Source organism: Mycobacterium sp. UM_Kg1, assembly GCF_000972925.1.
In the GTDB taxonomy this organism is placed as follows: domain Bacteria; phylum Actinomycetota; class Actinomycetes; order Mycobacteriales; family Mycobacteriaceae; genus Mycobacterium; species Mycobacterium hiberniae.
The window spans coordinates 1-974 of record NZ_JRMK01000320.1; the positions used below are offsets into that span (position 1 = coordinate 1).

General features: G+C 76.6%; 1 pseudogene. It reads left to right on the plus strand.

Going from position 1 to position 974, the window contains the following annotated elements:
* Window positions 1–974, plus strand: a pseudogene (locus tag LI92_RS24040) (hypothetical protein); the annotation flags it as partial.

A 974-nucleotide genomic window follows, 5' to 3' on the forward strand; every position in this document is an offset into this window, starting at 1 on the left:
GGCAACGGCGGCAATGGCGGCAACGGTGGCAACGGCTACCAGGGTTCCAACGGTGCGAACGCCGGTGATGACGGACAGCGTGGCGGACACGGCGGTGCCGCCGGAATCGGCGGCAACGGCGGCTCCGGGCTCGTCGGCGGGGCCGGCGGCAACGGCGGTCACGGCGGTCAGGGCGCCAATGGCGGTGCCGGGCACAACGGCTACAACGCGGCAACCGATGCGACCGCCGCAGCCGGAACCCACGGCGGAAACGCAGGCAACGGTGGCGACGGCGGTAATGGCGGCGCCGGCGGCGCCGGCGGTAACGGCGGGACATCGACCGTGCCGGGCGGTACAGCCGGCGCGAACGGCGACGGCGGCAACGGCGGCACCGGCGGCGATGCGGGAACCCCCGGTGACGGCGGTGACGGCAAGGGCGGCGACGCCACCCACCACGCCGGCGGTAACGGCGGAGACGGCGGCAACGCCGGTGCTGCCGGATCCGCCGGAGGCCGCGGTGAGGCCGGGACAGGCGGGGCCGCAGGCACCGGCACCGCGGGCAGCAACGGCAAGGCCGGCAACGGCGTGACCGGTGTGGTGGGCAACGGCGGCAACGGTGGCGACGGCTACAACGCCGCCGCCGACGGCCGGGCGATCGGCGGCGCCCACGGCGGCAACGGCGGCACCGGGGGCAACGGCGGTGACCGCGGTAACGGCGGCAACGGCGGCAATGGCGGCGACGGCGCCGCAGGCAGCGCGGCCACCAGCATGGATGCCGGAGGCCGAGGCGGAGACGGCGGCAACGGCGGCACCGGCGGCAAGGGCGGTGCGGGCGGAGCCTTCGCCGGCACCCGTGGAACCGGCGGCGACGGCGGCAACGGTGGCGTCGGCGGTACCGGTGCGACCGGTGTGGTCACGTCGAACAACGGCTACGGCGGCACGGGTGGCAACGGTGGTGTCGGTGGCAATGCCGGTGACGCCAGTGGGCGGGCCGG